Genomic DNA, 15,700 nt, shown 5'->3' on the forward strand with positions numbered 1-15,700 from the left:
CCGTGGGTGCCCGGCCGGCACCCGGTCTTCCCTGCGCCCTCTCCATTCAAGAGGGTGAAGAGATCAAGCAAAGCTCGGGCGAAATCCGCCGCGAGGATGATCAATGATGTGTGCCGTTGAACACCACTCTCGTGCCCCGGCTCTGCAGCGCAGCGCCCCTTCGGCGGTGCGCTGCAGAGCCGGGGCCCATGTATCAGCGACTGCGCGGCTTGCTGGGTCCCGGCTCTGCGCAGCAGCGTAAGAACGCTGCTGCGCGTCCGGGACACGGGGGAGAGGCGCGCTCTGGCCACACACTCCGTCATAGCGAGGAGCCCTTGCGACGAAGCAATCCAGAATCTTTCTGGTGAGAGATTCTGGATTGCTTCGCTTTCGCTCGCAATGACGAGGCGGAAACAGGCGGGCCACCAACTCCACTCTCGTGCCCCGGACGCAGCGCAGCGTCTCTTCGACGGTGCGCTGCAGAGCCGGGGCCCATGTCACAGCGCGTGCTGTGGCCTGCTGGGTCCCGGCTCTGCGCAGCAACGCAAGAGCGTTGCGGCGCGTCCGGGACGCAAGAGACGCGCGTCAAAATTCGAACGCCCACACCCGGACGCATCGCCTTCGCACGATCGTCACAGTCTCTAAAACGCACTAACCAACACCTGACTTAAAACTGTCATAATCACCGAACGGAACCCGCGCCTGCGCACTTTTTACAGGTCGTTAAGTGCGACTGCATTGGATGCAGCGGGAAAGTGCGTTGGGGACTGCCATGAATGCCGCGAAGAAAGTGTCGGGAAAACCGGCCGCCGAAATGTTCGACGACATCCCGGTGCTTCAGCGCAAATGGCGCGCGGCGTTGAAGCCGGGCGATCGGCTGCCGCGCTACGAGGACGTGATGCTCGGCAGTCTCGGACGGCTCGCCGATCACATCGCGCTGCTCAGGAACGACGGCAGGCTCGAACTGTCGCGCAGCGGACGCTACGTGCAAAAATGGCTCGGCGAGGAGCGCTGGGACATTCCCGTCGCCGAATTGTCGCCGGATTGCGCCACGGCCCTGACGGAAGCCGCTTCCATCGCGCTCGCGACGGGGCGGCCGCATCGGGCCAGCGCGCATTGCGTGCGCGACGGCATGGTGCGGACCTACGACGTGCTGGCACTGCCGACGGCCTCGCGCTGGGGCGCCACGCTGGTCGGCGCTTACATCAACGAACGCGGCACGCAGTACAATCTGCTTGACGCGATCTTCGCCTCGACCGACGACGCGGTGATCTCGCTGGCGACGTTGCGCGATGCGACCGGAAAGCCGTCCGATCTCCAGGTCGTGCACCACAACAACAGCGCCAGCGCGCTGCTGAAGGTCGCGGCCGGAAGCCTGTTGTGGCGGCGGATCGGCGAAGGCAGCACGCTGCTGGCCTTGCCCGAGATCATGGACTTCCTGCTCAGGACCGTCGCCGGCGGCCGCGGCGAGCAGCTCGAGATCGAGAGCGAGGGCCGCCACCTCCGCCTCAGCGCGACGGCCTTCGCCGACGTGGTCTCGCTGACGATCTCCGACGTCACCGCGTTGAAGCGGCGCGACGCCTCGTTCCGCCTGCTGTTCGACAACAACCCGATGCCGATGTGGGTGTTCGACGCGCAGACCAGGCAATTCCTCGGCGTCAACGACGCCGCGGTCCAGCATTACGGCTACAGCCGCGCCACCTTCCTGAGCATGAAGCTGCACGAGATCTGGCCGGAGGACGAGTGGGACAGCCACGCCGAGGCGCTGGAGCGCGTCGGCGAGGCCTATCACTCCTCGCGCAATTGGCGGCATTTGCGCGCCGACGGCAGCGAGATCGAGGTGCTCACCTTCGGCCGCCGCGTCGCCTTCGACGATCGCGACGGCTACCTGGTCGCGGTGGTCGACATCACGGAGCGGCGCAAGGCCGAGGCGCGCATCGTGCACATGGCGCACCATGACGGGCTCACCGACCTACCGAACCGCGAATATTTCCGGGAGCGCCTGAAGCAGGCGCTGGACCAGGCCAGCGACAAGCGCGTTGGCGTGCTCTACATCGATCTCGACCTGTTCAAGAACATCAACGATTCCTTCGGTCATCCCGTCGGCGACCGCTTGCTCAAGGACGTCGCAGAACGCCTCACCACCGCGGTCCGCGGCGGCAATCTGGCGGCCCGGCTCGGCGGCGACGAATTCGCGGTGATCCTCGCCGCCGACGTCTCGCCGAACGAGGCCAGCGCCTGTGCAGGCCTGCTGATCGACATGCTGAAGGCGCCCTACGATCTCGACGGTCAGGAGATGGTGATCGGCGCCAGCATCGGCATCGCGCTGTCGCCCGGCGACGGCACGACGCCGGAAGAGCTGATGCGAAATGCCGACATGGCGCTGTACCGGGCGAAGTCCGACGGCGGCGGCGTACACCATTTCTTCGAGCGCGAGATGGACCTGCAGGCGCAGAAGCGCCGCGACATGGAGCTCGATCTGCGCCGTGCGTTCGCCAATGGCGAGTTCGAGCTGCACTATCAGCCGCTGGTGTCGATCGCGTCCGACCGCATCTCCGGCTTCGAGTCGCTGCTGCGCTGGCGTCATCGGGACAAGGGCATGATCTCGCCGGCGGAGTTCATTCCGGTTGCCGAGGACATCGGCCTCATCACGCAATTGGGAGAGTGGGTCCTGCGCGAAGCCTGCGCCGAGGCCGTCAAATGGCCTGCCGACGTCAAGGTCGCGGTCAATCTGTCGCCGGCGCAGTTCCGCAGCCGCAATCTGGTTCAGATCGTAATCTCGGCGCTGGCGCAGTCCGGCCTGTCGTCGCGGCGGCTCGAGCTCGAAATCACCGAGTCGATCTTCCTCGCCGAGACCGATGCCAATCTCGCCATCCTGCACCAGTTGCGCGAGCTCGGCGTCAGCATCTCCATGGACGATTTCGGCACCGGCTATTCCAGCCTCAGCTATCTCAGGAGCTTCCCGTTCGACAAGATCAAGATCGACCGCTCGTTCGTGAAGGATCTTGCGGAGCGGCCCGATTGCGGCGCGATCGTGCGCGCGATCTCCGGGCTCGGCCGCAGCCTCAACATCACCACGACCGCCGAGGGCGTCGAGACAGAGGACCAGCTCGACTGGCTGCGCGCCGAAGGCTGCAACGAGGTGCAGGGCTTTCTGTTCAGCGCGGCACGGCCTGCGGACGAGATCGCGAAGCTGCTCGCCGATTTCGGCCGACGAGCCTCACGGGCGGCGTAGCCCTTCGGGGTAACAATCGTAGACCAGCGCCTTGAAGGCGGGGGTGATGCGGCTGCGCTCGTTCTGGGTCTGCTGCATCATGAGGTAGACCATGTCGAGCTTGGGATCGACGCCGAAATAGGTGCCGCTCCCTGAGTCCCATTTCAGCTCGCCGAGCGAGCCCGGCGGCGGCGGTTTGGCGTTGCCGGGATCGGTCCGCACCGCAAGGCCGTAGCCATAGCCAAAACCGTCGCCCGGGAAATAGAAATAATCGCGTCCGACGCCGGAGCCGGGCCCGATATGATCGGTCGTCATCGCCTTGAATGCAGCGGGGCTCAGATAGCGCTTGCCCTCGAACTCGCCGCCGTTCAGCAGCATCTGCGAGAAGCGCTGATAGTCGGTGATGGTCGAGAGCAGGCCGCCGCCGCCCGATTGCCATTCGGGATGATCGAGGCGGTCGCGCTCGGCGGCGAGCAGGATGAAATCGTTCGGCAGCGGCCGCGCCATCCGCGCGAGCTCGTCTTCGGTCGCCAGCGTGAATTTGGTGCTGCTCATGCCGAGCGGATCGAGGATGCGCTGTTTCAGGAACTGATACAGCGTCTGACCCGAGATGATCTCGATGACCGCACCGAGCACGTCGGTGGAATGGCCGTAACGCCACAGCGTTCCCGGCTGCCGCGCCAACGGCAGTTTGGCGATGCGGTCGGCGAATTCGCGGTTGTTGAAGGCGCCTTCGAAGATGTTGGCGGCCTTGTAAGCCTGCTCGACCCATTTGCCGCCGATGTAATCGTAGCTGATGCCCGAGGTGTGCCGCAGCAAATCCTCGATGTTGACGGGCCGGACCGGCGGCACGAGATCGAGCTTCAGCTTGCCGTCGGGCAGGGTGACCTCAAGCCCGACCTTGGTGTCGGCAAACAGCGGAACGTATTTCGACACGGGGTCGGTGAGGGCGAGCTTGCCCTCGTCGATCAGCATCATCGCGCCAAGGCACGTGATCGGCTTGGTCATGGAGTGGATGGCGAAGATCGTGTCCGGCGTCATCGCAAGGCCGGTCCTGGTATCGCGCACGCCGAACGTTTTCTGGTAGACCGGCTTGCCGTGCTGCTGCACCAGGATTACCGCGCCCGGCAGCCGGCCGCTTCCGACCTCGTCGTTGAAATAGGCCGTGATGCGCTCGAGCCCGTCCGGCGAGGGGGCGGGGATGTCGGCGGCGCGGCTTCGCGCCATCGTGCCGGCGAGCACTGCGGCTCCGACCAGAAAATCACGACGTCTCATCCGCACCTTCCTCCCTTGGCGGGATCAAAGCCGCAAGATGCCGGAGGCGTCAACAAGCGTTCGATTAAAAACGCGTCACGATTTCCGAAAGGAACGGTCGCGGACGGTCTTCGCTCGGTTTGGTCGGCGTACCCACGTGGATGAAGCCGGCGAGTTTCTCGTCCGGCTTGAGGCCGAGGCCGTCGAGCACGTCGCGGTCGAACGAGAACCAGCCGGTCAGCCAGCAGGCGCCGTAGCCGAGCGCGGTCGCGGCCGTGACGATGTTCATGGCGCTGGCGCCGGCCGACAATTCCTGCTCGAACGCTGGCACCTTAGGATGCGGTTTGGTGAAGCTGACGATGCCGATCACCAGCGGCGCGTCGGTGAGGCGCTTGCGCTCGGTCTCGACGTCGGCGGCGGGTGCACCGGGATTCTTCCGGGCGAAGACGTTCGCGATCACCTCGCCGGCGCGCTGGCGGGCATCGCCCTCGAAAACGATGAAGCGCCAGGGCGCGAGCTTGCCATGGTCAGGCACGCGCGCGCCGATGGTGAGGATGGTCTCGAGCTCGGCCGCCGAAGGGCCGGGTCCGGTCATCTCGCGCGGCTTGACCGAGCGGCGGGTCTTCAGGAGTTCGATGGCGTCGGGCACTGCGATATCCTCTTCAAATGGTCGTCGGGCGTGCCATGCCGAGATAAGCATGCACGCCCGCAACCGGAAGCGAATTTAGATCGATTTCAGAGATCAGACCGCGCCCCGCATTCGCTTGACGTCCGGTGGCGTCGCCTCGTCGACGAGCGCGGCGATCGCCTCCTCGGTCGTCATCACCTTCTGGCCGTCGCTGCCGAGCCGGCGGACCGAGACCGAATGCGTCTCGGCCTCTTTCTTGCCGACCACGAGCAGCGCCGGGATCTTGGCCAGCGAGTGCTCGCGGACCTTGTAGTTGATCTTTTCGTTGCGCAGATCGATCTCGACCCGAAGCCCGGCGCGCCGGGCCTGCTCCATCACCACCTTGGCGTATTCGTCGCCTTCCGAGGTGATGGTGGTGACCACCGCCTGCACCGGCGAGAGCCAGAGCGGGAAGTTGCCGGCATAGTGCTCGATCAGGATGCCAATATAGCGCTCCATCGAGCCGCAGATCGCACGGTGCACCATGACGGGCGGTTTCTTGCCGCCGTCATGGTCGATGTAGAATGCGCCGAACCGCTCCGGCAGGTTGAAGTCGACCTGCGTGGTGCCGCACTGCCAGTCGCGGCCGATGGCGTCGCGCAGCACGTATTCGAACTTCGGCCCGTAGAACGCGCCTTCGCCCGGGTTGATCTCGGTCTTGATGTGATTGCTCTGCGACTGGATCTCGCGCAGCACAGTCGCCATCACGCGCTCGGCGTGATCCCACATCTCGTCGGTGCCGACGCGCTTGTCCGGCCGCGTCGACAGCTTCACGGTCAGATCGCCGGTGAAACCGAAATCGGCATAGGTCGACAGGATGAGATCGTTGATCTTGAGACATTCCTCGGCGAGCTGATCCTCGGTGCAGAAGATGTGCGCATCGTCCTGGGTGAAGCCGCGCACGCGCATCAAGCCGTGCATGGCGCCGGACGGCTCGTAGCGATGCACCACGCCGAACTCGGCGAGCCGCAGCGGCAGGTCGCGGTAGCTCTTCAGGCCGTGCTTGAAGATCTGGACGTGGCCCGGGCAGTTCATCGGCTTGAGCGCAAACCAGCGCTTGTCCTCGGCCTCGTCGCCGGCAGACTGCGCCGCGAACATGTTCTCGCGGTACCAGCCCCAATGACCCGAGGTCTCCCACAAGGACTTGTCGAGGATCTGCGGCGCGTTGACCTCGCTGTAATCGCCGGTCAGGCGGCGGCGCATATAGGCGATCAGCTGCTGGAAGATGGTCCAGCCCTTGGCGTGCCAGAACACGACGCCCGGGCCTTCCTCTTGGAAATGGAAGAGGTCGAGCTCGCGCCCGAGCTTGCGATGGTCGCGCTTTTCCGCTTCCTCGATCTGCTTCAGATAAGCGTCGAGGTCCTCCTGCTTGGCGAAGGCGGTGCCATAGATGCGGGTCAGCATCGGATTGTTGCTGTCGCCGCGCCAATAGGCACCGGCCACCTTCATCAGCTTGAAGGCGTTGCCGACCTTGCCGGTCGAGGTCATGTGCGGGCCGCGGCACAGGTCGAACCAGTCGCCCTGATAGTAGATCTTGATCGGCTCGGTGCCGGGAATGGCGTCGACCAGCTCGACCTTGAAGGCCTCGCCCTTGTCGCGGAACACCTGCTTGGTCTTTTCGCGGTCCCAGACTTCCTTGGTGAAAGGCTTGTCGCGCGCGATCAGCTCGCGCATCTTTTTCTCGATGGCGGCAAAGTCGTCCGGCGTGAACGGCTCGTTGCGGAAGAAGTCGTAATAGAAGCCGTTCTCGATCACGGGACCGATGGTGACCTGGGTGCCAGGCCACAGCGCCTGCACGGCTTCGGCGAGCACGTGGGCGCAGTCGTGGCGGATCAATTCCAGCGCGCGCGGGTCGTCGCGATTGACGAACTCGATCTTGGCATCGGCCTCGATCGTATCGTTGAGATCGGCGACCACGCCGTCGAGCGCCATCGCAACCGTGCGCTTGGCCAGCGACGGCGAGATGCCCTTGGCGATGTCGAGGCCGGTGATTCCGTAGTCGAATTGGCGCTGGGCGCCGTCCGGGAAGGTGAGGGTGACTTTGGCGGCAGGGGTCACGGGCTTCAGATTGCTGAGGGAATATTGGAAGCCGGATTCGGATTTAGGCTCGGTCATTGCTTTTCTCCTGAGGCTCACTCCTGCGAACGAGCGCAGGTAAGCGGGAACGAGCGATATATCAGGCGATTCGGCCTGCGCAATCCGGCAATTCCAAGAAAGTGGCGCGCAAAAGCCGGGGCGGCGCTTCAACTATTTCGAGCCGTACCCTTTAACTGGTCAAGGGGCTGCTCTACATGCACTTGCATGGAAAATCCGCCCGCCGCCGGCCGTTTCGCGCCGACCGCCTTGATGCTCGGCAATCTCGTCACCGGATGCTCGGTACTGGCCCCGGCGGGCATGCTGCCGGAGCTGGCGAGCGGGCTTGACGTCAGCATTCATGCGGCCGGGCTCCTCGTCACCTTCGGCGCGATCACGCTATGCATCGGCTCGCCGCTGACCGCCTGGCTGACCAGCCGCATCGATCGGCGGACGCTGCTCACGACAACGCTGGCGGCGCTTGCCTTCGGCAATCTCGCTTCCGCCTTAGCGCCCGATTACGCCAGCCTCCTCGCCGTCCGTCTCGTGATGCTCGCGGTCGGTGCGCTCTATACGCCGCAGGCTGCCGGTACCGCGGCGTTGATCGTGCGGGCCGAGCGGCGTGGCAGCACCATCGCCTATATCTTTCTCGGCTGGTCGCTCGCTGCCGCCGTCGGCCTTCCGCTGATCACCTTCATCGCCAGCCGCTATGGCTGGCACGCAGCCTATGGTGCGATCGGCGTGCTCGGTTGTTTCAGTTTCCTCTTGTTGCTGCTGCGGCTACCGGCGGGCCTGAAGGGCGCGCCGGTGGACCTGAAGACCTGGCGCGATGTCGGCCGCAACAGAACGATCCTGCTGTTGCTGGCGATCACCATGCTGCAGATGTCGGGGCAGTTCGTGGTGTTCACCTTCATGGGCCCGCTGCTCAACAAGCTCACCGGGGCCGGTCCGGATGCGATCGGCATGGTGTTCGCGCTTTACGGCGTGTGCGGCTTCCTCGGCGTCGTCGTCGCCACCCGCATCGTCGACACCTCGGGACCGTACCGGACCTCGCTGCTGTTTACTTGCCTGCTGCTCGCGGGCGTCACGGGCTGGGCGCTCGGTGCCGGCACGCTTGCTTTCATGACAGCCGGAGTCGCGATCTGGGGCCTCGGCTTTGCCTCGACCAATTCGATGCAGCAAGTGCGGCTGGTCGCGGCCGCGCCGCCGCTGGCATCGGCAACCGTCGCGCTCAATACGTCCGTCCTCTATATCGGCCAGGCGGTCGGTTCCGCCGTCGGCGGGCTGCTGTTCGCCCACGAATTCCTGCATGCGCTCGGCTTCGTCGCGGTCGGTTTCGTCGTGCTGGCGCTGATCCTGGTGGTCATGACCCGGCCCCGGCCTGCGGCCGCAACGGCCTGAATCCCGCATTTTCGTGTACGCAAGGTGCTTGGCAAACCGCGCGCTGGAGCGCTAGAAGGCCGGTCATGGGGACCAAAGAGAGTTGACTGAAATGAGGATGATTCTGGCGGTTGCCGCGGTGCTCTATTCAGCCTCCGCGTTCGCGCAAGCCGACAAGCCACCGATGGTGGGGGACAAGCCCTTGGTACAGGTCAAGCCCAAGGGGACGAAAGAGGCAGCGGCCAAGCCGGCCGCAGCGCCGAAGGGTAAGCAGCAATCGATCGCGGCCCGGCTGCAAGCCTGCCTCGAGCTCGACGATGGCACCAAGGACCGTCTCAACTGTTACGATGCCATCATCCCGCCGACGCCGAAGCCGAAGCCGGCGAAGGCCAAGGGCTACGCCGATTGCCGTTTCCTCAAGGAAGAAGACGAGCGGCTGGCCTGCTTCAACGGCTTCGCCGAGAGCATTCCGAAGCTGCCCAAAAGCTGAGATTTACAAGAGCTGAGATTTACAAGAGCTGAGACTACGACAGCTGAGACTTACAAGAGCTGATCGTGAACGATCTGATGCTCAGTCGCTGATCCGGCTCAGAACGGCCCGGAAGGTAACGCCCGGCGCCTGCAGCGCGTTGCCCTCGAATTCCGCGTAGTCGCCGTCCGCCCGGCCGGCGAGCGCCAGCGTGATCCGGTCGGCGCCGAACAGCGCCTTGAAGGACGGGTCGTCGTTGTAGCGCTGGGTCGAGATCTTGACCTTGATGCTGTCGCCTTCGCCCGTATAGGTGCCGATGAAGGCGAAAGCGGAATTGCCTCCGCGCATCTTGCCGTCCGTCACATAGACGACGCCGCAGCCCGTTCCATGAACGGTGTGGAAGTCGACCTTGTACAATCCCTGACGCACTGACTGTCCCCGCACAATTCCAAACGCAACTCGGTCGCAAACTAGGAGCTCTGCCGGGGGAAGCAATCCGGTGGCTTCCGGGGATGCCGGCCATCAACATCACATTTTGATCAGGGCCTGAGACAATTGCAGGCAGTGCTGTCAAATGCCGGCTCGCGCAATATCAGTTAGCGGCTCGATGCCGGCGGGGTGGTCGAGGCGACGCGCGTCAGCGCCAGCGCGGGTGTCGCCGACATCTTCACCAGCACGTCCTTGAGTGGATCCCGCGTCCAGGCGCGGGTGACATAGTCGCGATGGGTGATGCCGTCTGCGGTCTCGACGAACACCACGCTGCCGGGACGCAAGGGGCCGTCCATGTCCTCCGCGACGCTGATGCCCTTCTGCCGCAGCGTGCTCATCAGCTCGCGGTCGCGCCGCGCCGTGCCGCGGGTGTAGGCGCTGACGAAGAAGCCGGAGCGATGGCTCTCGATCCAGGACGCGAACTTGTCCATCTCGCCATAGATGGCGTCGAGCAGTACGACGCCGCGGACGCGGTCGCTGATGCCGCCGACCTCCAGGCTCCACGCCGTCGGCAGGAAGCCGCCGCTATAGCCGACGATCACGATCGGCATGTTGGCGAAGGCGCGCGCGCTGTTGGGATCACCGGTGGCGCGGGCGAGGTGGTCGGCCGATTCCGCCATGAAGCGCTTGAAGCCGCCCGGCTGCCAAAACTTGCCGGCGCTGGAATCGGCGGCATCGACCGCCAATTGCGGGGCAAGGAGCACGGCATTGGCGCCGGAATCGGTGATCTGCTTCGGCACCAGCTGGCGATCACGCACGTCGCGCTCCAGCGTCGCGCCATTGCCATGGAAGAACACCACGATCACGCCCGGCTTGCGGACGTCGAAATGCTCGGGCACGTGCATCAGCACGCGGCTGTCATTGTAGGTCTCGTCCTGCCAGAACACGCGGCCGGAATAGCTGCGATGGCCGCGGCGGTCACCCTTGGAGATGTTGAGGAAGGGCGCGTCGGAGGCGGGGTTGGTGCCGAAATAGGGAAAGGCCGACGACTTCATGCTGACGAGGGTCGTCAGGTCGTCGCGCGGCGAGCGCTTGTAGGGGAGCTGCGGCTCGAGCGAAGCGACTTTGTAGGGAGCCTGCTCCGGCGATGGTTGCTGCACTGCGCGCTTCGGCGAGAAGTCCGACATCTGCCGTTGCAGGAAACTCTCGTTCGCCGAGGGGAAGCGCTCCCTGAATTGCGGAGCGGGGAAGCGATCCTCGAACGTGTCACCGGTCGCGACTTGGGTGTTGGTCTTGGCGACGACCTGACTGCCCCCCTGGACATTGGCCTGCGAGTTCGCCGCGAGCGCCGCCGGGTTGGGCGCCTTGCCGCATTGAACCAGTGTCAGCGAGAGCGGCACCAAGGCTGAGATCAGGCCGATCCGGAGCGCACGACCGCGCGCACCGGACGTCGTCCGGTCGGCACGCATGTCAGCTCTCAGTTTCGGAACGGCCCCGACCATCCACCCATGACCCCAAAGTCACATCCATCGGCTTCTCAAATGAGCCGAGTGGCGTTTAGGCGACGTTAAGTGTCCGGAGAAACTTCCCCACATCCGGAACGCTCAAAAGGACCATGCAATCGTGTCCTGATTGTGGGGGAAGGGGAGCGGGACTTCCCGGGTCGGACGCAGCTTTTCACCCGGCAGCGCGAATAAGCGGTGCTCAAATACCCGCTTCCGTCGCCTCATTTAACACTTGTTAACCCTGCTTGAATTGACTGGGCGAAACCGCACGATGACCGGCGAGGCAAGACGCCTGAGGCTAAGGACCCCGATGACGGCATCAGATGCGGGAACGGCGCCCTGGGCGAGCCGACTGCCAGGCAGTGGGACCGGGGTCTCGGTTCTGGTCGCAACCGCCATCGTCGTGGCCGACATGATCGGGGTCGGCGTCTTCACCAGCCTCGGCTTCCAGGTCAAGGACATCCCGTCCGGCTTCTCGATCCTGCTGCTGTGGACCGTGGGCGGCATCGTCGCGCTGTGTGGGGTGTTCGCCTATAGCGAGCTCGGGGCGATGTTTCCGCGCTCCAGCGGCGAGTACAATTTCCTCGGCCGTGCCTACCATCCCGCCTTCGGCTTTCTCGCCGGCTGGGTCTCGGCGACGGTGGGCTTCGCAGCGCCCGTCGCGCTGGCGGCGATGGCGTTCGGCGAATACGCCAAATCGGTCGTGCCCGATCTGCCGCCGATCCCGCTCGCGATCGCCGTGGTGTGGCTGGTCTCGCTCGTGCAACTGACCGGCGTCAGGCACTCCTCGACCTTCCAGCTGATCGCGACGATCATCAAGGTCGTGCTGATCATAGGCTTCCTGGTCGCGGGCTTCGTCATCGGCGTGCCGCAGCCGATCGCTTTCACGCCGCAGCCGGGCGATCTCGCCCACATCGTCAGCGCGCCGTTCGCGATCGGGCTCGTCTTCGTGATGTATTCGTTCTCCGGCTGGAATGCCGCGACCTACATCATCGGCGAAATGAACATGCCGCAGCGGGATCTGCCGCGCGCGCTGCTTTCGGGCACGCTGATCGTGCTCGTGCTGTATGTCGCGCTGAACGCGGTGTTCCTCTATTCCACGCCCGCAGGTGCGCTCGCCGGCCAGCTCGATGTCGCCAGCGTCGCCGGCAGTGCCATCTTCGGCAGTCTCGGCGGCCGTATCGTCGGTGCGATGATCTGCGTCGGCCTGATCTCCTCGATCTCTGCGATGATGTGGATCGGTCCGCGCGTGATGATGACGATGGGGGAGGACATTCCGGCGCTGCGCGTCTTCTCGAAGCGATCGACGAGCGGCGCGCCGGCCTATGCCATCCTGTTCCAGCTCGCGGTCGCCAATCTGCTGCTGTTCACGCGCAGCTTCGAGGCGGTGCTCGACTTCATCCAGTTCGCACTGCTGTTCTGCTCGTTTTTCACGGTCGCCGGCGTCATCAAGCTGCGCATCACCGATCCCGATTTGCCCAGGCCCTATCGCGCCTGGGGATACCCGTTCACGCCGCTGCTTTTCCTGCTCGTGACGGGGTTCATGATGTACTACCTGTTGACCGAGCGTCCCATGCAGTCGCTCTCGGGGATGCTGGTCATGCTCTTCGGCCTGTTGATTTATGCTGTTTTCCGCAGGCGGCCGGTCGCCGCTGGCAATTCACCCGATCGCGCATAGACATGTTTCGTCCCTTCAGAATTGTGGCCTTCGCGTTTGCCCTGCTGGCGGCGGCCGTCTCGTCCCCGCGTGCAGCCGAGGTGAGCTTCGATGACACCGCGCGCTTCCTCGCGGGCATGCAGCCTTCGGCGGACTCGCCGCTGCTGCCGCTGACGAAGGATCCGGGCTGGCAGCGTCATGCAAAATTCTTCGACGGCGCGTTTGCCCAGCTCGAACAGGGCCAGCTCTCCAGGATCCGCGATTGGGCCGACGTCAATCTGGCCGCGCCCCGGCCGACCATGTTCTACATGTTCAGCGGCCCCGATTTCCTCTACGCCAACACCTTCTATTCCAAAGCGAGCACCTACGTGCTCGGCGCGCTGGAGCCGGTCGGCGCCGTGCCTGATCTGACGCGGCTGCCGCGCGGCTCGGTCGGTGCCGCGCTTTACAATGTCGAGCGTTCGCTCGGCTCGATCCTGAGCTTTTCCTTCTTCATCACCAAGCAGATGAAGGTCGACCTCCACGCCAACCAGGTCAACGGCACCTTGCCGATCCTCTATGTTTTCCTCGCGCGCTCCGGCAAGACCATCCGCAACGTCGAGATGATCGCGCTCGACGATAAGGGGGGCTTGCATGTCGGCGACGACAATCCGGGGCGTAACGCAGTGCGCGGCGTTCGCATCACCTTCGCAGGCCCCGATGGCGAAGCGCGCACGCTGTATTATTTCTCGACCGACCTCTCCAACGCCGGCGCGCGTAACACCGGGTTTTTGAAATTCTGCGAGACGCTGGGGCCCGGCAACAGCCTGCTCAAGAGTGCATCCTATCTGCTGCACAAGAGCGACTTCGCGGTTGTCCGCAACTGGCTGCTCGCCAACAGCGCCACCATCATCCAGGATGATTCCGGCATTCCGCTTGCGAATTACGGCGCCCGGCAATGGCGGTTCTTCCCGTTCGGCCGATATCTCGGGCCGATCGGCGAATTCCCCGGCCGCTACCAGGAGCGCTACGCCGAGTTGTTCACCCGCGCCCAGCCGATCGATTTCGGCGTCGGCTATCGCTGGCGGATGCATGAATCCAATTTGCTGCTGTCGGTGAGGGTGCCGGGCAGCGAGACCGCGCCGGCGGCGGACGCGACCTCCTCGGCAGAGCCGCCGCCGAAACAGTCGCGCCCGAAGCGGCTGCGGCCGCCGGAGCCGATCCCGCCGCCCGGGCGCTTCTACTGGTATCGCTGATTACCAGTGCACGCTCTGGCTCGGCACGATGAACGCGGTCGTAGCCGGCGCGGTCGCAAGGCTCGTCGCCAGGTACCAGCCGGAGCCCATCACGAGGGCCAGCAAGGCGACGATGGCGAGCAGGTCCATGGTTCTGGGGTCGTGGCGCCGCCTGGAGCCGGGCGTTGGCCCAAGCCTGACATGAAGATGTCTGACGTGAAGATGAGGGCTGATTTTCCAGCGCATTGTTGTTTCCTCCCGGGGGAGCGTCAAAACAACGCGGTAAGAAGGCTTGCAGTTCCGCTCAGGCCACCGATGCGCAAAGCACCGCAGCAATCTCACGGTGCATTGACGCCGCGCCAGCGGGCGTAGCGCCATGGCAAATACCAGTGCGCGCCGGGCGGTGCGGTGAGCGGCACATTGTCGATGCCCGACGTGCCGAACGGATTGCAGCGCAGCAGGCGGGCGAGCGTCATCCAGCCGCCGGCCCAGAGCCCGAACCGCTCGATCGCCTCGTCGCCATAGACGGAGCAGGTCGGCAGATGCCGGCAATTGTAGCCGACCAGGGGCGACAGCGTATGTCGGTAGACCCAGATCAACGCACGGCCGAATCTGCGTGGGAGTCGAAACACCCCTTCGACTGAGCTGGAACAGTGCCCGCAGACTGAATGCTTCATGTGCGATGTGCTGCGACGTTAGGCGAGGGGTTGTATGGTTCCGGCGCAGGGAACTGTAAGCTGTTGTTTGCGCGCCATACTATTCATGCTTTTGGGGAGCAGTGCAGCAAGTACCTATGGACGATCTGTATTCCCCCGGATACCATTTTTGTGACGTTCATGTGTAGACTCATCGGACGTAAAACGGGGCGTGCCTGAATCGGCTTTGGCTTAGTGCTTGGGGCTTGGGGAAGGAACCAGTTTGAAAGTTCTGACGTCGCTCAATCTTCGCGGCTGGTTGCTGGTGGGAACCGCCGTCTGTGGAGTCGCGCTGGCTGGTGCCGTTGCGACATTCGGATCGTCGGCCCGCGCTGGTGCTGCTCTCGAAGAGCGCAAGCTGCCGATGAAGTTCAACTGGATCGCCTGCGAGCCGAACTGCCGCGGCTGGGTCAGCGCGGTCGGCATCATCACCGCGGACACACCAAAGGATTTCGAGGAGTTTTCCCGCGGACGCCAGCTCGGCGGCGCCACCGTGGTGCTCGATTCCAGCGGCGGTTCCGTCAACGACGCGATCACCCTCGGCCGGCGTTTCCGCAATCTCGGACTTCTGACCACGGTCGGCGTGAGCCTGCGCGGCGGGCAGTCGGCCCGTCCGGCGGTCGCGTCTGAGGCCTATTGCGAATCCATGTGCGTGTTCCTGCTGCTGGCAGGTAAGAAGCGTTACGTGCCGGAAGCTGCCCATGTCCGCGTGCACCAGATATGGATGGGTGATCGCGCCGACGATGCCAAGTCGGCGAGCTACAGTGCGCAGGATCTGATGATCGTGGAACGCGACATCGGCCGTCTCGCCAAATACACCTTCGACATGGGCGGCGCCGGCGACCTGCTGTCGCTCGCGCTTAGCGTGCCGCCCTGGGAAGACCTGCATGAGCTGGATGCCGGCGAGCTGAAGCTCACCAATCTCGTGACGACCGACCTCGTTGCGGACGTGCTGCCGCATGTGGACATCTCGGCGCCGGCCATGGCGGAGCTTGCGCCGAAGACGCAGGCGAGGTTCGGCGCGGAACCGGAACTCTCGCAGCCTGCCAAATCGACCAAGACGGCGGAAGCCCTGGTGCCGACCGGCGGCGTGGCCGCACCGGCTCAGGCGACGCAGAAGTAAGCTCCAAACATATCCCGGCAGTCATTCCGGTGCGCGCGTCA

Annotated in this window: 13 protein-coding genes; 6 read left to right on the forward strand and 7 right to left on the reverse strand. The window is 64.5% G+C overall.

Annotated elements, in window-relative coordinates; translation table 11 throughout:
* The first annotated feature begins 751 nt into the window (after positions 1-751).
* Positions 752-3,214: a putative bifunctional diguanylate cyclase/phosphodiesterase gene (locus C7G42_RS33855; protein WP_199581279.1), complete on the forward strand. Its 2,463-nt coding sequence runs from the start codon at positions 752-754 to the stop codon at positions 3,212-3,214.
* On the opposite strand, the gene C7G42_RS33860 is transcribed toward C7G42_RS33855, so the two are convergent.
* The 3 genes from C7G42_RS33860 to thrS all read right to left on the reverse strand — a co-directional run bounded on the left by C7G42_RS33860 (position 3,200) and on the right by thrS (position 7,229).
* Positions 3,200-4,468 (reverse strand): serine hydrolase domain-containing protein, encoded by a 1,269-nt coding sequence (locus C7G42_RS33860; protein WP_106953164.1) that lies wholly within the window; start codon positions 4,466-4,468, stop codon positions 3,200-3,202. The two genes, C7G42_RS33855 and C7G42_RS33860, sit on opposite strands and share 15 nt — an antisense overlap.
* Before the next feature lie 64 nt (positions 4,469-4,532).
* The gene (locus C7G42_RS33865; RefSeq protein WP_199581280.1) at positions 4,533-5,096 is read right to left on the reverse strand and encodes a nitroreductase family protein; all 564 of its coding nucleotides are present in this window, start codon (positions 5,094-5,096) and stop codon (positions 4,533-4,535) included.
* A 93-nt stretch (positions 5,097-5,189) separates the two neighbouring features.
* Positions 5,190-7,229: a threonine--tRNA ligase gene (thrS, locus tag C7G42_RS33870; RefSeq protein ID WP_199581281.1), complete on the reverse strand. Its 2,040-nt coding sequence runs from the start codon at positions 7,227-7,229 to the stop codon at positions 5,190-5,192.
* Between the two features lie 186 nt (positions 7,230-7,415).
* Here thrS and C7G42_RS33875 point away from each other — a divergent pair, with 186 nt between their 5' ends.
* Positions 7,416-8,588: an MFS transporter gene (locus tag C7G42_RS33875; protein ID WP_106953167.1), complete on the forward strand. Its 1,173-nt coding sequence runs from the start codon at positions 7,416-7,418 to the stop codon at positions 8,586-8,588.
* A gap of 91 nt (positions 8,589-8,679) precedes the next feature.
* Entirely contained in the window at positions 8,680-9,057 is a 378-nt protein-coding gene (locus C7G42_RS33880; protein WP_106953168.1) for a hypothetical protein, read from the forward strand.
* An 81-nt stretch (positions 9,058-9,138) separates the two neighbouring features.
* Here the strand turns inward: C7G42_RS33880 and C7G42_RS33885 are convergent, their stop codons facing one another.
* Both C7G42_RS33885 and C7G42_RS33890 read right to left on the reverse strand, forming a co-directional pair.
* Complete coding sequence (locus C7G42_RS33885; RefSeq protein ID WP_106953169.1) at positions 9,139-9,465, reverse strand: GrlR family regulatory protein; 327 nt, start codon at positions 9,463-9,465, stop codon at positions 9,139-9,141.
* A 167-nt stretch (positions 9,466-9,632) separates the two neighbouring features.
* A complete protein-coding gene (locus C7G42_RS33890; protein WP_245428145.1) occupies positions 9,633-10,934 on the reverse strand; it encodes an alpha/beta hydrolase in 1,302 nt (433 codons plus the stop codon).
* A gap of 346 nt (positions 10,935-11,280) precedes the next feature.
* On the opposite strand from C7G42_RS33890, the gene C7G42_RS33895 reads away from it, so the two are divergent.
* Positions 11,281-12,648 carry an APC family permease gene (locus C7G42_RS33895; protein WP_106953171.1) on the forward strand — a complete coding sequence of 456 codons (1,368 nt, stop codon included), beginning with the start codon at positions 11,281-11,283 and terminating at the stop codon, positions 12,646-12,648.
* A 2-nt stretch (positions 12,649-12,650) separates the two neighbouring features.
* Positions 12,651-13,862 (forward strand): hypothetical protein, encoded by a 1,212-nt coding sequence (locus C7G42_RS33900; protein WP_106953172.1) that lies wholly within the window; start codon positions 12,651-12,653, stop codon positions 13,860-13,862.
* Here C7G42_RS33900 and C7G42_RS36275 read toward each other — a convergent pair whose 3' ends face one another.
* Both C7G42_RS36275 and yidD read right to left on the reverse strand, forming a co-directional pair.
* Entirely contained in the window at positions 13,863-14,087 is a 225-nt protein-coding gene (locus C7G42_RS36275; protein ID WP_106953173.1) for a hypothetical protein, read from the reverse strand.
* 92 nt (positions 14,088-14,179) lie between these two features.
* Positions 14,180-14,518 (reverse strand): membrane protein insertion efficiency factor YidD, encoded by a 339-nt coding sequence (gene yidD / locus C7G42_RS33910; RefSeq protein WP_106953174.1) that lies wholly within the window; start codon positions 14,516-14,518, stop codon positions 14,180-14,182.
* A gap of 241 nt (positions 14,519-14,759) precedes the next feature.
* Here yidD and C7G42_RS33915 point away from each other — a divergent pair, with 241 nt between their 5' ends.
* Complete coding sequence (locus C7G42_RS33915) at positions 14,760-15,659, forward strand: COG3904 family protein (RefSeq protein WP_199581282.1); 900 nt, start codon at positions 14,760-14,762, stop codon at positions 15,657-15,659.
* Positions 15,660-15,700: the final 41 nt, after the last annotated feature.

It is taken from the genome of Bradyrhizobium sp. MOS003, from assembly GCF_003020125.1.
Lineage (GTDB): Bacteria > Pseudomonadota > Alphaproteobacteria > Rhizobiales > Xanthobacteraceae > Bradyrhizobium.